The 14623-nt window shown below is 45.8% G+C and carries 19 protein-coding genes; 13 read left to right on the top strand and 6 right to left on the bottom strand.

Going from position 1 to position 14623, the window contains the following annotated elements:
- Positions 1-19 precede the first annotated feature (19 nt).
- From H9Q13_RS09320 to H9Q13_RS09295, 6 genes are all read left to right on the top strand, one after another.
- Complete coding sequence (locus H9Q13_RS09320; RefSeq protein WP_191183525.1) at positions 20-442, top strand: DUF4783 domain-containing protein; 423 nt, start codon at positions 20-22, stop codon at positions 440-442.
- A 66-nt stretch (positions 443-508) separates the two neighbouring features.
- The gene (gene nadC / locus H9Q13_RS09315; protein ID WP_191183524.1) at positions 509-1366 is read left to right on the top strand and encodes a carboxylating nicotinate-nucleotide diphosphorylase; all 858 of its coding nucleotides are present in this window, start codon (positions 509-511) and stop codon (positions 1364-1366) included.
- A 52-nt stretch (positions 1367-1418) separates the two neighbouring features.
- Complete coding sequence (locus H9Q13_RS09310) at positions 1419-2003, top strand: hypothetical protein (RefSeq protein WP_224744185.1); 585 nt, start codon at positions 1419-1421, stop codon at positions 2001-2003.
- Positions 2004-2107: 104 nt separating this feature from the next.
- Positions 2108-2407: a hypothetical protein gene (locus H9Q13_RS09305; protein ID WP_191183523.1), complete on the top strand. Its 300-nt coding sequence runs from the start codon at positions 2108-2110 to the stop codon at positions 2405-2407.
- Between the two features lie 168 nt (positions 2408-2575).
- Positions 2576-3310 carry a class I SAM-dependent methyltransferase gene (locus H9Q13_RS09300; RefSeq protein ID WP_191183522.1) on the top strand — a complete coding sequence of 245 codons (735 nt, stop codon included), beginning with the start codon at positions 2576-2578 and terminating at the stop codon, positions 3308-3310.
- Between the two features lie 6 nt (positions 3311-3316).
- Positions 3317-4072: a ZIP family metal transporter gene (locus H9Q13_RS09295; protein WP_191183521.1), complete on the top strand. Its 756-nt coding sequence runs from the start codon at positions 3317-3319 to the stop codon at positions 4070-4072.
- Positions 4073-4170: 98 nt separating this feature from the next.
- Here H9Q13_RS09295 and H9Q13_RS09290 read toward each other — a convergent pair whose 3' ends face one another.
- The 5 genes from H9Q13_RS09290 to H9Q13_RS09270 all read right to left on the bottom strand — a co-directional run bounded on the left by H9Q13_RS09290 (position 4171) and on the right by H9Q13_RS09270 (position 6951).
- On the bottom strand, positions 4171-4503 hold the full coding sequence (locus H9Q13_RS09290; protein WP_191183520.1) for a hypothetical protein: 333 nt from the start codon (positions 4501-4503) through the stop codon (positions 4171-4173).
- Positions 4504-4647: 144 nt separating this feature from the next.
- Positions 4648-5052 carry a septal ring lytic transglycosylase RlpA family protein gene (locus tag H9Q13_RS09285; RefSeq protein WP_191183519.1) on the bottom strand — a complete coding sequence of 135 codons (405 nt, stop codon included), beginning with the start codon at positions 5050-5052 and terminating at the stop codon, positions 4648-4650.
- A gap of 40 nt (positions 5053-5092) precedes the next feature.
- Entirely contained in the window at positions 5093-5791 is a 699-nt protein-coding gene (locus H9Q13_RS09280; RefSeq protein WP_191183518.1) for an alpha/beta fold hydrolase, read from the bottom strand.
- A 64-nt stretch (positions 5792-5855) separates the two neighbouring features.
- Positions 5856-6593, bottom strand: coding sequence for a hypothetical protein (locus H9Q13_RS09275; protein WP_191183517.1), 738 nt, complete (start codon positions 6591-6593; stop codon positions 5856-5858).
- Between the two features lie 52 nt (positions 6594-6645).
- Complete coding sequence (locus H9Q13_RS09270; RefSeq protein ID WP_191183516.1) at positions 6646-6951, bottom strand: hypothetical protein; 306 nt, start codon at positions 6949-6951, stop codon at positions 6646-6648.
- A 741-nt stretch (positions 6952-7692) separates the two neighbouring features.
- On the opposite strand from H9Q13_RS09270, the gene H9Q13_RS09265 reads away from it, so the two are divergent.
- Positions 7693-7872, top strand: coding sequence for a hypothetical protein (locus tag H9Q13_RS09265; RefSeq protein WP_191183515.1), 180 nt, complete (start codon positions 7693-7695; stop codon positions 7870-7872).
- 142 nt (positions 7873-8014) lie between these two features.
- Positions 8015-8272 carry a hypothetical protein gene (locus tag H9Q13_RS09260; protein WP_191183514.1) on the top strand — a complete coding sequence of 86 codons (258 nt, stop codon included), beginning with the start codon at positions 8015-8017 and terminating at the stop codon, positions 8270-8272.
- Positions 8273-8342: 70 nt separating this feature from the next.
- Here the strand turns inward: H9Q13_RS09260 and H9Q13_RS09255 are convergent, their stop codons facing one another.
- A complete protein-coding gene (locus tag H9Q13_RS09255; RefSeq protein WP_224744184.1) occupies positions 8343-8924 on the bottom strand; it encodes an Hsp20/alpha crystallin family protein in 582 nt (193 codons plus the stop codon).
- A 280-nt stretch (positions 8925-9204) separates the two neighbouring features.
- On the opposite strand from H9Q13_RS09255, the gene H9Q13_RS18195 reads away from it, so the two are divergent.
- The 5 genes from H9Q13_RS18195 (at position 9205) to H9Q13_RS09230 (ending at position 14489) form a co-directional block, all read left to right on the top strand.
- The gene (locus H9Q13_RS18195) at positions 9205-10884 is read left to right on the top strand and encodes a T9SS type A sorting domain-containing protein (RefSeq protein WP_394367979.1); all 1680 of its coding nucleotides are present in this window, start codon (positions 9205-9207) and stop codon (positions 10882-10884) included.
- A 149-nt stretch (positions 10885-11033) separates the two neighbouring features.
- Positions 11034-11681 carry an OmpA family protein gene (locus tag H9Q13_RS09245; RefSeq protein ID WP_191183512.1) on the top strand — a complete coding sequence of 216 codons (648 nt, stop codon included), beginning with the start codon at positions 11034-11036 and terminating at the stop codon, positions 11679-11681.
- 473 nt (positions 11682-12154) lie between these two features.
- The gene (locus tag H9Q13_RS09240) at positions 12155-12577 is read left to right on the top strand and encodes an STAS/SEC14 domain-containing protein (protein ID WP_191183511.1); all 423 of its coding nucleotides are present in this window, start codon (positions 12155-12157) and stop codon (positions 12575-12577) included.
- A 92-nt stretch (positions 12578-12669) separates the two neighbouring features.
- Positions 12670-13074 (top strand): hypothetical protein, encoded by a 405-nt coding sequence (locus tag H9Q13_RS09235; protein WP_191183510.1) that lies wholly within the window; start codon positions 12670-12672, stop codon positions 13072-13074.
- Between the two features lie 929 nt (positions 13075-14003).
- Entirely contained in the window at positions 14004-14489 is a 486-nt protein-coding gene (locus tag H9Q13_RS09230; RefSeq protein WP_191183509.1) for a hypothetical protein, read from the top strand.
- Positions 14490-14623: the final 134 nt, after the last annotated feature.

Here is a 14623-nt window from a genome sequence, read left to right as displayed (position 1 = left end):
GAGATTACACACTAACTTTATGAAAAACTTCAAAAACATTGCTGTAGTACTTTTTCTGGCTCTGATTACCACTTTGCTTTCCGTTGGACAGGCTGCTGCCCAAAAGGATGTATTTGATGGCGTAGAGACAGCCCTGCGGGTTGGATCGGCCAAGGACCTGGCCAGGCACTTCGACAGCAAGGTAAGTTTGTCTTTTGCAGATGAGAAGTCAACGGATTACAGCAAAACGCAGGCAGAGTTTGTGATGAAGAACTTCTTCAGTAAATACCCTCCAACGGGCTTTGCCTATAATTTTCCTACACCCAGTGAATCAGTGAAGAAGGACAAGCGCTATGTGATCGGTACCTATACGCATCGCAATGGTTCTTACACCGTTTTGATCCGTGTGAAGGATACGGGAGGCAAATTCCTGATCCATTCCATCGACTTTATAAAAGATTAAGAAGATAATAGTGAGATTTTTAGCAAGGCCCGGGATATATACCGGGCCTTTTTTTATTTTTGCACCGTGAAAGCAACATACCTGACCGAACAAAGCATAGCCGAGTTTATATCCAGGGCTCTGGCCGAGGATGTAGGCGATGGCGACCACTCGTCGCTGGCTTCTATACCGAACGAGGCCCAGAACCAGGCACGCCTGCTGGTGAAGGGCGAGGGCATACTGGCTGGCGTAGAGCTGGCCGGCTATATTTTTAAGCAGGTTGACACTGACCTGCAGGTAGAAGTGCTGCTGCAGGACGGTGCCGTAGTGAAGTATGGCGATGTGGCGCTCACTGTAAAAGGCAAAGCGCAGTCCATCCTCACGGCCGAACGACTCGTGCTGAACTGCATGCAGCGCATGAGCGGTATTGCCACCTATACCCATTACCTGAACAGCCTGATCGCCGGAACAAAGGCCAAGTTGCTCGATACCCGCAAAACCACCCCTAATTTCAGGATGATGGAAAAATGGGCGGTACTGATAGGCGGCGGCGTGAACCACCGCTTCGGGCTATTCGATATGATCATTCTAAAGGATAACCATGTGGATTACGCCGGAGGTATACGCGAGGCAATAGAGGCCACACACCGTTACCTGAAGGCCAAAGGGAAAGACTTGCGCATAGAGGTAGAGACCCGTAACCTGGAGGAGGTGAAAGAAGCACTGGAAACCGGAGGTATAGCCCGCATCATGCTCGACAACATGTCGCCGGTGCTGATGCGCGAGGCAGTGGCTTTGATAGATGGTCGTTTCGAAACGGAGGCATCTGGCGGTATTACAGAAGCCACGATAGCGGATGTAGCCAAGTGCGGCGTGGACTTTATCTCGGTGGGTGCACTGACGCACTCCATCAAGAGCATGGACCTGAGCCTGAAAGCCTATTAATTTGTTTTATCTTGCCCGGCCTTAGCGCCAGGATTTTATATCTTAATATTTTATGCAACAACCAAATCAACGTTACCGGATGCAGCCGGGTGCTGCCCCCAATGCCATCCGTACCAAGAAGTACCAGCTGGAGAAAAACACATTTACAGGTATAGCCTTGGCCAAGGTGTGGCGCCGTGACTGGTGGATGGCCCTTATCCCACTGGTGCTATTGCTTTTGCCGGCAGTATTTAATTTCTCTTGGTGGTGGGTAGTGGCTGCCGTATTGGTAACGCTAATCTTCGTGCTGCTCCGCTCGGCCCAGGTAATGGGCGTAACGCAGATGGAGCAGGGTAATCCGCTGTTTGAGAAACTGAGTTATGAGATAGACGCACGTCAGATCCTGCTGAAGCGCAATGAGCGTGAGGGCATGACCCTAACTTGGGATATGATTGGAGCTGCCGAGCGTAAGGGCGAGTCATACCTGTTGTGGCTGAAGCCGCCAACTGAGGCGCAACTGCCAGGCGGCTGGAAAGGCTGGCTGGCAAAAACGTTTCAGGCCCCGATATTTGTGATGCTGCCGTTCCGGATCTTCAACAGCCCCAACGATATCAAGTTGCTGGAGTCGCTGCTGCGCCGCAAAAACCTGATCGCCTAAGTGATATTAACCTCCGGCAGCCAGCTTGCCGTAATATAAAATTTGCCATGCTACTGCTTTAATCAGTAGCATATTGAATACAAGAAGTATAACCCAAAAAAGAGATGAATAAGAACGTATTAGCAGTATTTACCGCAGTTTGTGGCTTGTTTATGATTTCGTGCGGAACCTCTTCTGATCAGAGACCAAGCACCAAGGCATCAGTAAGCACGGTACCTGCAGGTATGCGCAGCACTTACAATGTGTCTGATGCAGCGGGAGAACAAGGTCATGCAGCCCATGGTCAGGAAGCCGGCCACGACCAGTTAATGCCAAACCATGATGCAGGCGTAAACACAATCGAGAAAGGCGACAGCATTCCTACGTCTGCCACTACTTTACCAGAAGGCGCAGACAAGGACTAGTTCTTTTTTGCACAACGAACCTGCCGCTGCTGTAAGCTACAGCAGCGGCAGGTTTTTTTATGGACATATACATTGGTAACCATACCCAGTGTGTGGCGCTCCGTATACCTGTGTTCCGAAATAAAATAAAAGGTATATTTGCAACCTTATTGCTTTTACACAGCACCTATGGCCGAACAGGAAGAATGGTTTAGTACCTGGTTTGACTCCCCGTATTATCACATCCTCTACAGTAACCGGGACGACCGGGATGCCAGGCTGTTTATGGACAATTTGCTTGCCTACCTTCACCCAAAGCCTGAGCATAAGATCCTGGACCTGGCCTGTGGCAAAGGCCGCCACTCCCTGTACCTGAACCAGCAAGGCTACGATGTGACCGGGGTTGACCTCTCAGAGCAAAGCATACAGTACGCCAGCCAGTTTGAGAATGAGCGCCTGCATTTTGCCGTGCACGATATGCGGGAGGTATACCAACCCGAGGCATTTGACTTTGTGCTGAACCTGTTTACCAGTTTCGGCTACTTCAACAACGAGACTGAAAATGTAGTGGCCCTGCATGCCACAGCTGCTACCCTAAAGCATGGCGGCAAACTGGTCATCGACTTCATGAACACAGATCGTACCATTGCGAACCTGGTGGCGCATGAAGAGAAAGAGGTAAAAGGGATCAACTTCCGCATAAGCCGCAGGGTAGAAGACGGTTTTATCATCAAAACGATCTGTTTCAGTGACAAAGGGCAGGATTTCAGGTTCGAAGAGCGGGTGAGAGCACTGCGTGAGGAGGATTTTCTGGAGTACTTCAGGATGGTGCAGTTGCGTTTGGTGGACGTATTTGGAGACTACCGGCTCAACCCCTATGAGCGTGAGAGCAGCGATCGTATAATCTTTGTGCTAAAAAAATAAAGGGCCATGATCATAGCCATCCTTATCCTATTCTTTACGGTGGTGCTTTCGAGCTTCCTGGTAAAGGTGTTTCCGCCTGATAACATCAAATGGCTGAAAATGGCGCTTGCTTTCAGTGGAGCCTACCTTTTTACCATCACAATCATACACCTGTTGCCCGATGTGCTGCTCAACAACCGGAACCCGCATCTGATTGGTTACTGGGTGTTGGCCGGGTTCTTTTTGCAGTTGGTGTTGGAGATATTCTCGCATGGCGTGGAGCATGGGCATATGCACAGCAGCGGCCACGGCCACAAGCATGTCGGCACGATGCCTTTTCTGTTACTAGGCTCTTTGTTTATCCATTCATTTTTGGAGGGCAGCATTCTGGTGGAAGGCAATAGCAGGCATGTGGGGCACAGCCATGGCGGGGACAACTTTTATGTAGTGCTGCTAGGTATAGCCATACACCATGTGCCGGCGGCTTTTGCGCTTATGTCTGTGCTGTTATCTCGTATCGGGTCTTTTAAGAAAGCTTTTCTGTGGCTGTTGATATTTGCCGTTGGGGCACCGCTGGGTATAATCGTGAGCAATTTGCTGTTGGCGCAGCAAGTGGGAAGCGGAGTGGTGTTCACGGCCCTTACTGGTTTGGTGGCAGGTAATTTCCTGCATATCTCCACCACTATCCTCTTCGAGACAAGTCCCGATCACCGCTTCAACCGGAACAAACTGCTGGCTACCCTGTTTGGCCTGGCACTGGCACTCTTGACAGACTTTATTTAGACTCAGAAAACTTCTATTGGAGTCTGCATCTTAAGGTATAGCGCATAAAAAAAGCTGATAAAATATCAGCCGTCAGTTGAAGGAGTGAGCAAGCTCAATTACATGATGGTGGAAAGCAGCGTAGCCGCCAGTACCTTCAGGGCTAATACAATTGCGCCTGATTTTGCGCTCATCTCACTCTCTTCTTCCTCGGAGGAGGACATATCTTTAAAAAAAGAGAAGGGACTCTCCAGTGCCTCTGCGTCCAGTATAGACTTTTGCTTTTTCTGAGGTGCCGGTTGGGCTGTGGTATTCTTAGGAGAGGCAATTGCCGAGGTTTCCTTAGTTTGCTCTACAGCCGCCTGAGATGTGTCCGAACCATTATGCAACACCGCTGCGCAGGGCGTCGAGACCAGTCCAACCAATAGAAAGGCGGATAGAAAGGCTGCCATAGAAACGGTTCTCCACTCTTTTAACATACCCAAAACTAGGCTGAATTATGCAGAATAACAAATATTGAGTAGGATAATTTAGTGAATAAAATGGCTGGGTAAGTAAGTTGTGTTATTTTGAAGCTAAATGGGCTAGCCAGAAGTTTAACGTGCCGGGGCAGGCTTCACGACTTTAACTTTCACGGGTGCTATACCTGCATTGATGTAGTCCAATCGTCGGGCGGCCGCCTCCGATAGGTCTACGATCCGGCCTTTTACGAAGGGGCCTCTGTCCGTAATTTTCACCTTCACTGATTTGTGGGTCTGCAGGTTTGTGATCTTCACCTTGGTGCCAAACGGCAGGGTGCGGTGGGCGGCGGTGAGTTTTTTGCGGTGATAAGGCTGGCCATTAGCCATTTTGCGGCCATGCAGCTTGTTGCTATAATAAGAGGCCTTCCCTTCTTCGGTGTAGCCGCGTTGCCCTATTGCAGGGTTAGTGCTGGTACAGGCACTTCCTGCCACCAACAGGATGAGGAGTAAAAGAAAGGTGTAATAGGTAAGTGTTCGCATAGGTATAACAGTGTATGTCGATATAGTGGTAGCACATTGGTTAAACGGGAAGCGGGGCAAAGAATTGCCTGATCTCCTGCAGTAGCCGCTTAGTATCTGCCATTTCGAGGGGATGGCGGGTATCAGGCAGTACCAGCAGGCTGCCGTTGCATAGCAAACGGAAAGCCCAGGAGGTTTCTTCTACGCTCACCATGTTATCGCGGTCGCCTACACATACTCTTACCCGGGCATTAATATTGGGTAAGGTGTCTGCTGTGAGCAAGGGTTGTTGGCCGAGGTGCTGCATCATGTCTGCCGTACCCAGTACTACGTCCTGCCAGTCGGTTGGTGCATGGCGTTTCGCAAGCATGGAGGCAAACTGAGGGACTTTTTCCTGTATCTTCTCTGGCTGTAGCAGCTTAACCTCTTTCGCAGCCGTTTCGGGAGACCAGGCGAATTTGGTAGCCAACGTGAATACGCACTTGATGCGTGCCGGGTGATATAGCGCCAGGTATAGCGCCACATAACCGCCCATGCTATATCCAAACACATCAACTTGTAGCAAATCGCACCGATCGAGGTAGCGTAGCACATCTGCAGCAAACTGCTCTATCCGGAAAGGGGCCTGCGGCAAAGGCTCACCGCCATGGCCTGAGAAATTCAGGGTATGGACCGTATAGTGCGGAGCAAGTGCTTCCTGAAGCGGCTGAAGGGTTTCTGCGGAGCCAAGGGCACCATGAAGCAGCAGCAAATGTTGCATGGTTCTGTTCCGGGGGTGATTACATTGCCACCCCTTTAACATAAAGCGGTGGCAATGAATGATGTTACTGTCTGATTTGGTAATTATAAACCTCCACTGCCTGCGTCAGTTTGTCCTTGCGGAACAAGTTCATCACCAATGGGAGGGCGATCAGGCCTGCACCAGCATAAACAACAGGCGAAATATTCACGGAGTTAGGGTTGGTTGAGCTCTGAGAAGAAGATAAAATGCCCACCGTCAGGAGTCCGGCCCCGGCTATACCCATTACAGTTGAGATAACGCGTTCCCGCTTATGGCGCTGCAACAGCACCATGCTCGACGCATTATCGGCAAGCGCCTGCTCCAGGTTATTCTGGTCGAAGGTCATCAGCGGGCCATTGTCTTTCGAGAAGAAATAGATACGGCGACGGCTGGTCCGTGGCATGCCATACCCGTACGGGTTATAGCCCATTGCCGAGTAGTCGATGGTGGTGGTGTAGAACTTGGAGATGCGCGGCCCCTCAAGAACGCGCTTGGCAAACGAATCAAAACGGTTGCCGGCTGCCACACGGGCGAAATAGCCATCATCGCTTTGGTAAACATCCACCATTTCCGGGCTATACTTTAGGGAATCATCCAGCAAGAAAAAGTCCTGCTTGAAGATTGGCGACTTGTACTGCAGCTTGTTGGCATATACCACCTGCCCGTTGCGGAGCTTCACAAAATACCTGCCCTGGCGCTGTTGGGAATAGTCGTAATCCTGTGCCTGAAGATTGAAGCAAAGCAGCAGGGCCGCCAGCAATGTATAGAGAGACTTGTTCATATGTGTAAATAGTTCAGCTAAATTCAATCCGTGTAATATCTTGACCGGTCTGTTAAAAAATGAGTGCCAACATCACCAGCATGCCGGCAAGCGCCAGGTATACCCAGGTCATGAGCTGCCCCCGATGCTTGCTGGGCACCAGGTTGCTTACCAGTACAATGGCTATCAGTACGCATAAAATATAAAGCAGGATAAAAGTTACGGCTTTCACCCAGTTTGGCACTATCGTATTCTCAGCCTGATACTGGTTGTCCAGACCCATTCCTGAGACTAGGTAGCGCAATCCGAAGAACACTACTGTCTCAAAGATAATAAAGTATAAGAGCCCATACAGGCGATTTCGGGCATTAGCAGCCATAACTATAGGTTTTTGTAGAAGTGATAGCCTTTGATATGAAACCCTTCCCGGAAATGGTGTTTTTGGTGTCTTTCTCTGAAAGCATGTTTTTGCAAAGCTGTTGTGCCGGTTGCTCGCGGCTTTAGGCCGTGTGTAAATATAATAACTGATTTTGATACTGCACGGTCGGTTGCGCACGATATACTTGGAGGCCGAAATAAGCCTGAGGAGACGGGCAGCCGACATTAAATGGTTTGACCCTTAAAAAGGGATGTCATTTACATATTTCACAAGGTACCAAGCGTAAGGTATAGAACGTGTTGCGTGCTATAATTTATATATATGTGCAGGATAATGTATTTAAGGCCTATGTTTGGGTAAAAAAAGTGCAATTTATAGTAAGATTATAAGAAAGTAATTGCACATCTATAATATAGTGAAACAATCTTACCGGGATAGTCCGTTAAATTAACAGATGAATGTAGGGATATGAGGTTATTGAAGAATGTTAAATTAGATCATCACTATTTCAACTATGGTGATAAAACACGTCAGATCTTCAGTATAGGTTACGAAGATCTGAAAACGCTTATTTTCTATCAAGATACCAACAACAACTACACGCTTGTAATTTCGAAAGAAGACGATCCACCGCTGATAGTAGAAAAAAAGATATCGCGCGCGGAAGCGTTCAGAATAATGAATACCCGGCTTTAGGCCGGGTATTTTGTTTTAGGGCCGCCTCGTGCTCTATATTGCGTTATGGGAAGTTGGAACAAATACTACAAAATATCCTTTTGGGGAGCCATAGCAACACTCCTGATGCAAATTATGGTCACGGTGGCCGTAGACATGCATCTGGCCGCCATGTTTACACCTATTTACCCGGTATGGGGAATTTTTTTAGTCGTAGGTTGGCGCAAAGAACACCCGCGCAGATAAAACAGGCATACGGTATAAGGACAATAAGTTTTGCTTGTGTTCTGAGGCGATTCACAGGAAAATCCTTAAACTATAGTCTCATCTGAGGCACTTTTCTGATGAATATTTTGCTCTAGGTATAATTAGCCAAAGTAAAATACCTATGTCTGAAGCAACTAACATGACTGATGAGAATGCAGTACAGCACATGTTTCTGCAAGTGGAGAGCAGCGATGCCATATGCATTCTTAACCTAGCCGGGCACCCCTATAGGCTGCGCGAACTTATTTATATGATGATCGAGAATGGTTGCAGGGTAATGAAGACCACAGCCGATCAGTACAACGTATTCAATTACGACAAAGAAACAGTAGAGGTATTTGATTACTTGACATCAATCATCAAAGCCAGATTCGTGTAGCATCGTGGTATAGCTCCACTCCAAAAGCAATAAGGGCTACCGAATGGTAGCCCTTATTGCTTTTGGAGTTCTATAACTGTTTGATGTCAATTTTCTGCGGATTTAACGTCGACTCGTGAAACGGTAGTTTCACTTTGAGTTCACCATCCTTGTATACCGCCTTGATGCGGTTTAAGTCAACTTGTGGCGGAAGCATAAAAATCCGGGTGAACATTGGGACGGCCATTTCCGGGTTTTCCAGGCTTTGCAACACCGAGAAAATGGTGATCTGATTCTGGTGCAGCACCACTCTGAATGACTCTGGGTTAACTCCGGCAGCCCATACTTCTATTACCGCCCCCTTTTTGTTTTTTCTTATATCGGTATAGGTCTCGCTAATGCCACCGCCAACTGTGTTGAGTAAGTCAATCTGCTGTGAAATGCTTCTTAAAAACTCTTTATCCTTTATGATTTTCATCGCTTTCTCATCTGTAGTTTCCAAGATATGCATTGCAAAATGAGTGCCATCAGCATATAAGGGACCAGGAGAGAAACCTATACGGATGTAGGTGACAAAATGGCTTGCAGAGCAGATTTTCATAAAAATGAGCATGCCGTTTTGTCTATACTTATAGTAGAGGGCAAACCAAACTGTTGCTGAAAATTGGATCAAAATGAAGCGCTTTTATTTCATATATAGATTTTTCCCATTGTTGTAAAAAAATTCCCATAAAAGGAATTTTTTCATTCATAATGAGTTCCCCTCAAATGGATGGAGAATAAATAATGAAATCATTTTTAAGGCTGTTTTGTGTAACAAGTTATTGGTATTCAGTATGATAAAATTATATATATAAATCTTAATGGATTTGCTTTAGTGGATTTTAGTGAAATTTTATTGGCAGAATTCGATTGGCATACTTCTTTCATATAAGTAGTCAAACAAGCTCTATATGAAAAACATCTACTTATTTATTATTGCATCGTTATTCTTCGGAATTACAGTTCAAGCCCAGGTAACGGTTTATCATGAGAACTTTAATGGAATGACCAGAGACGCAAACTACCCAGGATCAACAACTTGGCAGTATAGCGACGCTAGCCCAAGTACTGGCACTGCGTCTGGAGAGATGCACGTAAGGTCTATTCCGTCTAATAAACTTAGTGAGACTAAGTTTCTGTATCTTAACAATAAATTCTCTACAATAGGTTATACAGGTATAGCTATTAGTTGGATAGACTATCGTACGCAACCAAATGGTCAAAAAGCTAACAATGTACCTGTAAAGCTTGCGTACAGCACTGATAATGGAGCAACTTACACAGCTGTTACTGTAAGCCAGAGTACTACTTACAATACCTGGAACCGATCTAGCGCTACGCTACCTATCAGCAACGTGGTAACGGAGAAAATCAGATTGCGCTGGGAAATCACAACTCCCTCTACAAACCAGGACTATTACGCTATAGACGATATCACGATCACAGGTATGCCGGAAGAAGGGATTTCGACCTTTGACTGGGGCACACGTCCACTTAATGAAAACCCTTTTGTAGTTTCTGCTCCAGGATCTGCAACTCCTTACTCTCAAGATGGTGTAAAGATATTTTTGTCTAAAACATCTGCCGCTGGTGTAAACATGACGGAGTCTTTGGTAACTACCCGATTCCAATCACCAAAACAATCGCTGTCGCTGGTGCAAACAGGTGCTACCAACACGAATGGCACTGACATTCAGATCCAATTCAATGAACCAGTAAGTGATCTGTCTTTCACGCTTTTTGATGTAGACCGTGTTGGCGGACAGTTTCTGGACAGATTGGTAATTACAGGTGTTAATGCTTTTGGTGGAACTGTAGCTCTTTCACGTAACAAGGTTCAGACGACGACTATGAACGGTTTTACCACTGCAAACGGCGTAGTAGGACAGTCGGTTAGCGATGTTCCTGCAAACTCCACTGAAGGCAATGTGAAGGTGACTTTCTCGGAAGAAGTGGTGCGTGTTGTAATAAGATACCTAAACAGCGACGCCGGCAGTGGCCAGCAAGGTATAGCTATTAATAACCTGTCCTGGAGAAAACTGGTAACGATCAGCCCGCTTCCGGTAACATTGGTTTCTTTTAAAGGAGCATTGCAGAACGGTGCTGTTAAACTTAGCTGGAGCACGGCATCTGAAATTGACAACGATAAGTTTGTAATCGAGCGTAGCCAGGATGGAAAAATATTCAAGGCGATTGGAGAGGTAAAGGGCAAAGGAACTACCAATTTGCTGAACACCTATAGCTTCGCTGACAAAAACCCGGTAAATGGCACAAATTACTACCGTTTGAAGCAAATGGACTTTAATGGTGAGTTTGAGTACTCTAAAACGATAGCCTTGAACCTGGAGATGGCTGCCACTTCTTCGGTTTATCCAACACTTGCCTCTAGCGAAATTACCGTGAAGCTGGGTACAACGGGTGAAAAGACAAATGTGTTGGTAACAGATATGACTGGTAAGCAGGTAACATTGGTAGAGCGTGTGACTGATCAGCAACTTGTATTGCCTGTACACCAGCTGAAAAGCGGCATCTACTTTGTAACTATACAGGGAGATATGCAAAAAGAAACAATCCGCTTTGTGAAGCAGTAAATAAAAGCCTTTTGCTAAAAACAGAAAAGACCGGCAACCACCGGTCTTTTCTGTTTTTAGTAAGTCCCATTTAGGGAACATGAGATTTTATCCCGAACGAATAGGTAGCAAGTGCGTAACTTTTATGGTTACTAAACGGAAGATATGCTATGAAAAAAATCATGATTGTTGTTTCTCTTACAGGTTTTGCCGCTTTGAGTGCCTGCAGCGAAACAGATAAAAGAGTGGATAGTGCGGAAGATATACAAGAGATGGCCTCAGCAGACACCGCTGTGATGTATGGGGACTTGCCCGGGGTAACACAGGCAGATGGCGCAGAAATTATACGCGTGGAGGAAAGCTTCTGGGATAACGTGGACTACAATGCCCCTACCATGCGTGATGAGAAGGTGAAGGATGAGGACGTGGAGGTACGTGGCACCACAGGCTACACGATTTACAGTATGGACGAAAAAATTCTTTTTGATGTAGACAAGGCAACTCTTCGGGCAGGCTCTGAGAATAGACTTAGAAGTATCGCAGAGTCCATTAATAGCCTAAGCACCCGGGGGCCTATCCGCATTTATGGGCACACAGACTCTACAGCGAGTGCCGCTTACAACAAGCAACTGGCCGAAGAAAGAGCCAATGCCGTTAAGAACTGGTTGCAGAGCAACACAGCTATTGATGGGTCACGTATGTCAGTTGTAGCGGTCGGCCAGGCACGGCCTGTTGCTTCTAACGAAACACCTGAAGGGCGTCAGCGCAACAGGCGTGTCGTAATTGTGGCGGCTACCAGTACAGCGCCCGTAGAGTAGAATCCTGCACGGGACTTGCTGCAAAAACAATTCAACTAAAATCAAAAGGCCTTGGCGGTGTCGCCAAGGCCTTTTGATTTCAGTTTCTACTGCGATAATTTGCATGTAAGCAGGCTGAAGAGCTACTGTGCCATATGTTTGAGCTATATTACAAGAACAGTTTGGTAAGCATATACTTTGATAAGGCACATCGCCTTGGCAAAGCTGTTTGGCGACAGACCTTTTGCTTTGCTGTTGCCATCCCTGTGCTGTTAACCAGCAAAATCACTCTATTCGTAAAAGTACAATTTTGGATATTGTGAGTATAGCGTAAGTGCTTATATTTGCGACAGACCTTTTGCTTTGCTGTTGCCATCCCTGTGCTGTTATCCAGCAAAATCACTCTATTCGTAAAAGTACAATTTTGGATATTGTGAGTATAGCGTAAGTGCTTATATTTGCGACCCTAGTAAAGCCTACTCGACTATAACTTTATGCTGGTAACTTATTTTCAGAATCATGTTGTCACCATTTCTTATGATGAAGACATGAGCTTAGGTATAGCCATTTGGGATGGTTTCCTGAGTAGCTCCGATCTGCGGGATGCAGTGGAGGTATGTCTTCAACTGATTGAGGAACACAGGCTGCTGCGTTGGCTGGCTGACAACCGAAAACTCAGAGCGATCAGACAGGCAGATCAGGATTGGATTGTGGATAGCGTCATACCACGCTTGGCAGCAAGCACGCTTCGCCGGAATGCTTCTATTGTTTCGGAAGACCTTTTTAACAAGATGGCTGTTGCGCAGATTATCAAACGTGCCGATAACTTGGGTGACATGGAGCTTATGGACTTTGATGACAAAGAAGCGGCCATAGCCTGGCTGAATGCTCCCCTTTTGGTGCAGCGCCAGGCTTAGTGTAGCATTCGGCTCTTGTTGTTTATCAAAGCCAGCCGCACACCAGTAACAATTTCACTACTTAACGTCCACCTTAGTTGAAGGTGCTCCGAATGCAACTTTACTTTCAAAACAACTTTGTAAGGTTATCTTACGACAAGACACTTCGATTAGGCATGGCCGAATGGAATGGCCGCTTGCATGGGTCAGAGCTAAGAGAGGCCTATTTGCTTTGCCTGGAAATGATCAACCGCTTCTCCCTGACCAGGTGGCTTGCCGACGACCGTATGATGGGAACCATAGCACCCGCCGACCTGAAATGGAGCCTGGAGGTGCACGTGCCCCGTATGGCGCACAGCTCGCTGCTACGCCTTGCCCGTATACCTTCCCAATATGAGAACAACCGGGAGGCCGTTGAACTCATGATTAACAAGGGATACACTTATGACCTCAACCTCGTCCTCCGCGACTTTATTGATAAGCGGGAGGCTATGGCGTGGTTGATGGAGGAGGTGTAGGGGTTACCACAACGCCGATGATTGACCTTAGTTAACCGTTTTTAGTTACAGCGAAATATTTTTCTCAGGGGCGATAAATCTTTACTTTTGGTGGTATTACTGGTAAATACTTCTCGCTATTTAAGTTCCCCTGTCCCCGACATATTGGGCAAATGATGATATCTCAGGGCGGTGCAGTTCTGTAGGTATTTGGACCATCGATATACCTGACGAGGACTTCCGCTTCTAGCTTATCCGTCGCGATAACTTATAGAGCCCTATCTCCATCACTACCGACAGCAATCGTAACATGTGGGTGATTTTAGAGACTGATTCTGGATTTGAGGGAGCACTACGCTTTATTTTAATTCGGTGGAGGTGAGAGAGTAGAAGCCGGAGTTGTGCAGTAGTTGTCCTTACTGCTTTCCTCCTTAAAGCCCTCTGTGTTTTGCTTCCTATAGATCTTCACTTTCTCTCTTTAGAGACAATTTACTTTAATAGCCAATTGCGTCATTAGTTATATCTATACTTGTGTTATTAGTATCTTTAACACTAATAATTTCTTTAGGAGTATCTTTTAAGTGGTTCTATATCTCTGTTAGAGCTGGTAAGTGTATCATAGAGTCTATATTCGTAATCCGTCGTTGCTTCAAGGGCTTTAATAAGCATTGGATTTATCTCAGTATTTAAACTTATAAAATATTAGGCTTGTTCGTGCCTTTAATAAAAATACAAGGAACCCAACGGGTATTTTGTTTTGTAAAGTGTTAATAATAAGGCATATAGATAGTTGTTGTGATTATATTTGTTCCCCTTATTGAAATCGTTGAAAAAAATCATATATTCATTTGGCGATTACAATTAGTTCAATTACCTTTGAAAGGTAATCAGTGAAATATATCAGAGTGGACAGCAATAAAGAGACCTTAGACTTCATTAATCAGTTAATCTTGAAAAGGGATGAGCTATTAGAAAAAGTGAAGCACTATGACTTTGTCATCGCTGATCTAAAAAGAAGTATTGGAGATAGGTCTATTGATGTGTCAGTTACTACAGACAAGAGAACTACTTCTTCTATAAAGCAAAATAACCTTTTTAGTGATATTCTACTTCCCGCGAAATTATCTTTTGATGATCAAGTGGTAGAAGTGTTTGAGCGTATAGGTCGATTTGTAAAAATAAACGACTTTGCTGCTATATTCATCAATCAAACAAATACTTCAAAAAGTACTGAAGGTATTATTAGTGTAGTTCGAAGGCTGAAGAATCAGGGTAGGGTTGTTAATGTAAAGTTTAATAACAATTTCGCTAACACATATTGGGGATTACCTATTTGGGTCAAGGAGCATAATAAACAAGATGTTCTCCTCAAAGAACACTTTCCTGTATCAGATGAGGTATCAGAAGATAGTATCTATGAAGTAAATAGGCAATAAAATAGGCTAGCTGGGAAGAGCTAGCCTACAATAAGCGTTCAAGCGCGCTACCAAGTAAAAACTGCAAGTGAATACAGTGACTGGATGAAGGGGTCCCATTAACCTTGATTCACAGTCTTATCTTGGGAGATAAG

Origin of the sequence: Pontibacter aquaedesilientis (genome assembly GCF_014773225.1) — a bacterium.
GTDB classification, from domain to species: Bacteria; Bacteroidota; Bacteroidia; order Cytophagales; family Hymenobacteraceae; genus Pontibacter; species Pontibacter aquaedesilientis.
This window is presented reverse-complemented; position numbering and strand designations above follow the sequence as displayed.

What these genes read in the sequence shown, in the direction of transcription:
- H9Q13_RS09295 (WP_191183521.1), top strand. Translation starts at nt 3,317, where the DNA reads ATGATCATAGCCATCCTTATCCTATTCTTTACGGTGGTGCTTTCGAGC.
- H9Q13_RS09245 (WP_191183512.1), top strand. Translation starts at nt 11,034, where the DNA reads ATGAAAAAAATCATGATTGTTGTTTCTCTTACAGGTTTTGCCGCTTTG.
- H9Q13_RS09260 (WP_191183514.1), top strand. Translation starts at nt 8,015, where the DNA reads ATGTCTGAAGCAACTAACATGACTGATGAGAATGCAGTACAGCACATG.
- H9Q13_RS09305 (WP_191183523.1), top strand. Translation starts at nt 2,108, where the DNA reads ATGAATAAGAACGTATTAGCAGTATTTACCGCAGTTTGTGGCTTGTTT.
- H9Q13_RS09240 (WP_191183511.1), top strand. Translation starts at nt 12,155, where the DNA reads ATGCTGGTAACTTATTTTCAGAATCATGTTGTCACCATTTCTTATGAT.
- H9Q13_RS09310 (WP_224744185.1), top strand. Translation starts at nt 1,419, where the DNA reads ATGCAACAACCAAATCAACGTTACCGGATGCAGCCGGGTGCTGCCCCC.
- H9Q13_RS09270 (WP_191183516.1), bottom strand. Translation starts at nt 6,951, where the DNA reads ATGGCTGCTAATGCCCGAAATCGCCTGTATGGGCTCTTATACTTTATT.
- H9Q13_RS09265 (WP_191183515.1), top strand. Translation starts at nt 7,693, where the DNA reads ATGGGAAGTTGGAACAAATACTACAAAATATCCTTTTGGGGAGCCATA.
- H9Q13_RS09275 (WP_191183517.1), bottom strand. Translation starts at nt 6,593, where the DNA reads ATGAACAAGTCTCTCTATACATTGCTGGCGGCCCTGCTGCTTTGCTTC.
- H9Q13_RS09235 (WP_191183510.1), top strand. Translation starts at nt 12,670, where the DNA reads ATGCAACTTTACTTTCAAAACAACTTTGTAAGGTTATCTTACGACAAG.
- H9Q13_RS09290 (WP_191183520.1), bottom strand. Translation starts at nt 4,503, where the DNA reads ATGGCAGCCTTTCTATCCGCCTTTCTATTGGTTGGACTGGTCTCGACG.
- H9Q13_RS09300 (WP_191183522.1), top strand. Translation starts at nt 2,576, where the DNA reads ATGGCCGAACAGGAAGAATGGTTTAGTACCTGGTTTGACTCCCCGTAT.
- H9Q13_RS09285 (WP_191183519.1), bottom strand. Translation starts at nt 5,052, where the DNA reads ATGCGAACACTTACCTATTACACCTTTCTTTTACTCCTCATCCTGTTG.
- H9Q13_RS09280 (WP_191183518.1), bottom strand. Translation starts at nt 5,791, where the DNA reads ATGCAACATTTGCTGCTGCTTCATGGTGCCCTTGGCTCCGCAGAAACC.
- H9Q13_RS09320 (WP_191183525.1), top strand. Translation starts at nt 20, where the DNA reads ATGAAAAACTTCAAAAACATTGCTGTAGTACTTTTTCTGGCTCTGATT.
- H9Q13_RS18195 (WP_394367979.1), top strand. Translation starts at nt 9,205, where the DNA reads ATGAAAAACATCTACTTATTTATTATTGCATCGTTATTCTTCGGAATT.